The following is a 2,004-nucleotide window of genomic DNA, read 5'->3' on the forward strand; positions in this document are numbered from 1 at the left end:
CTCTGATGGAACTGACCACTTTGCAGCGCGATATAGCTGAGCAGATTCGGGCCCATCTGGGTGTCGCTGACCGCATCAGGCAGCCCGGCCTCGACGGTGTGAATGCACCGGGTACAGGTGGCGCGAAACAGTTGATGCTCGGTAACGAAGTAGCTCACTTCTGGCAACTCAAACACCTGATGCGCTCGATAAGGTTTGTCATGCGCCAACACCTTGCCACCACAGCAGGGACACTCCGGTGGCGGGTAGTAAGCCTCCACGGATAGACGGGCATCGTGCGCATGGCGCATCCGCCGCTGCCCCTTGTGGCCAGGCTGTGCACCGCGTTTTTTACCGGAGGCCGGACGCAGCCTGGCCGGTGGTGCGCTGCCAGGGCCATCACTGGAGGGCGGCTTGGAGGAGTTGCCGCTGTGTTGATTGAGGCGGTCCTCCAACTCGGTGATACGGTCCAGAAGCTTGTATATCAGCTCGTGGGCCTGCTCGAGAGTCAAGGATGGCACTGCCGGTGTTGACTGTTTTTTTGTCATGCCAGCGAGCATGCAACACGGGCGGGATCATGCAACAGGCTGATGGCGATCAAGAGACGATCGTCTCTTTTTTCCTGTCAACCCACCCTTGGTGAACGGTTACGCTCACCTGCTCCACCAGTTGATGGATCTTCTCGATAAAGCCGTTGAAGCTGTGAGCGAGATCGCCGAGCTCATCCCCCTGATCGAGCCGGATCCGGCGGGTGAGATCCCCCTCCCCGTGGGCGAGATCGTGAAAGCTCTCAACCAGGGTCTGAATGGGACGGGTGATGGAGCGCGATACCCAGAGACCGCCGACGATGGCGAGCAGGGTGAGCAGCAGCGAGGTGAGCAGGGTGTCGCCCATGGTGGTGACCAGCTCGGCCTCCCCCGCCGCGCGGGCCTTGGCCACCGCATCGTCGATGTCGTCGATATAGAAGCCGGTGCCGAGCACCCAACCCCACTGGGGCAGCAGCACGGCGTACCCCAGCTTGGGCTGCTCGCTCCCCTTGGAGGGCTTGTCCCAGATAAATCGGGAGTAGCCGTCGCCGCTCTGGGCCGCCTTGATGATATCGAGGATCACCCGGTTCCCCTCGCTGTCGGTCATGGCGGAGAGATCCTTGCCCTCCAGGGCTGGCTTGATGCCGTGGGCGACGTTGACCCCCCGGGTGTCATAGACGTAGAAGTAGCCGTCCTCGGCATAACGCAGGGCGCGCAGTATCCCCTTGGCCTGCTCGCGGGCCTCGGGGCCCTGCTGGTTGAGCAGATGGGCGATGGCGGTCCTGGCCATCAGCACGTGTTCGGCCAGGGCCGCCTTCTTCTGCTCGAGGGCCGTGGCGCGGTAACGATCGAGCTGGGCCGTCAGCGTCTGCTGTTCACGCCACCAGATCCCGACGTTGAGCAGCAGCGCCATCATCAAGATGGGCACGATGGCCAGAGTCAGGGTCTTGGCCCTGATAGAGATATGTTTCATCTGCGTATGACATCCTTTCTTGCTCGTTTTCCAGACATCATACGGAGCCTATTCATCCGTGACTGTTAACAAGCTCAAGGGTTTGTGCATCAGGCGTGCCCAAGCGGGGGGATGAGGGCCATCGGGGTGTACCCGATGAAAGACCCCTCCTGGCAGAGGGGTCTAATCTAACCCACCCTCGATGGACACTTGGTTAAGTGAGTAAAATCACTGACAGAGGTACATCATGACCAAAGCAACGATCGAACAGAAAACACCCAGAACCCGTTACTCTCAGCAATACAAGGAAGAAGCCTTGGCTCTGGCCGAGCGCGTAGGAATGAGCAAGGCCGCCATCCAATTAGGCCTCAAAGAAGCCCAGCTCTACGCTTGGCGCACCAAGGCCAAGCAACTCATGGATACGGGGGAGCGCGAGCAGCAACTCGCCGATGAAAATGTCCGACTCAAGCGCCAACTGGCTGAGCAAGCAGAAGAGTTGGCCCTGGTAAAAAAAGCCGCCGCGTACTTTGCCAAACACCTGAAGTG

The 2,004-nt window shown here is 60.0% G+C and carries 2 protein-coding genes and 1 pseudogene; 1 reads left to right on the forward strand and 2 read right to left on the reverse strand.

Annotated features, from left to right (window positions below; all coding sequences use genetic code 11):
- Window positions 1–527, reverse strand: a 527-nt coding sequence (locus AB5Y48_RS13150; RefSeq protein WP_368164716.1) for a DUF6444 domain-containing protein, incomplete at its 3' end; no start/stop codon positions are given.
- A gap of 49 nt (window positions 528–576) precedes the next feature.
- A complete protein-coding gene (locus AB5Y48_RS13155) occupies window positions 577–1,479 on the reverse strand; it encodes a cache domain-containing protein (protein ID WP_368164755.1) in 903 nt (300 codons plus the stop codon).
- A gap of 226 nt (window positions 1,480–1,705) precedes the next feature.
- On the opposite strand from AB5Y48_RS13155, the pseudogene AB5Y48_RS13160 reads away from it, so the two are divergent.
- Window positions 1,706–2,004, forward strand: a pseudogene (locus tag AB5Y48_RS13160) (transposase); the annotation flags it as partial.

The organism is Aeromonas sp. R6-2, from assembly GCF_040908155.1.
In the GTDB taxonomy this organism is placed as follows: domain Bacteria; phylum Pseudomonadota; class Gammaproteobacteria; order Enterobacterales; family Aeromonadaceae; genus Aeromonas; species Aeromonas schubertii.

Bases quoted from the DNA above. Each gene is read 5' to 3' on its own strand.
- AB5Y48_RS13155 (WP_368164755.1), bottom strand. From the start codon at position 1,479: ATGAAACATATCTCTATCAGGGCCAAGACCCTGACTCTGGCCATCGTG.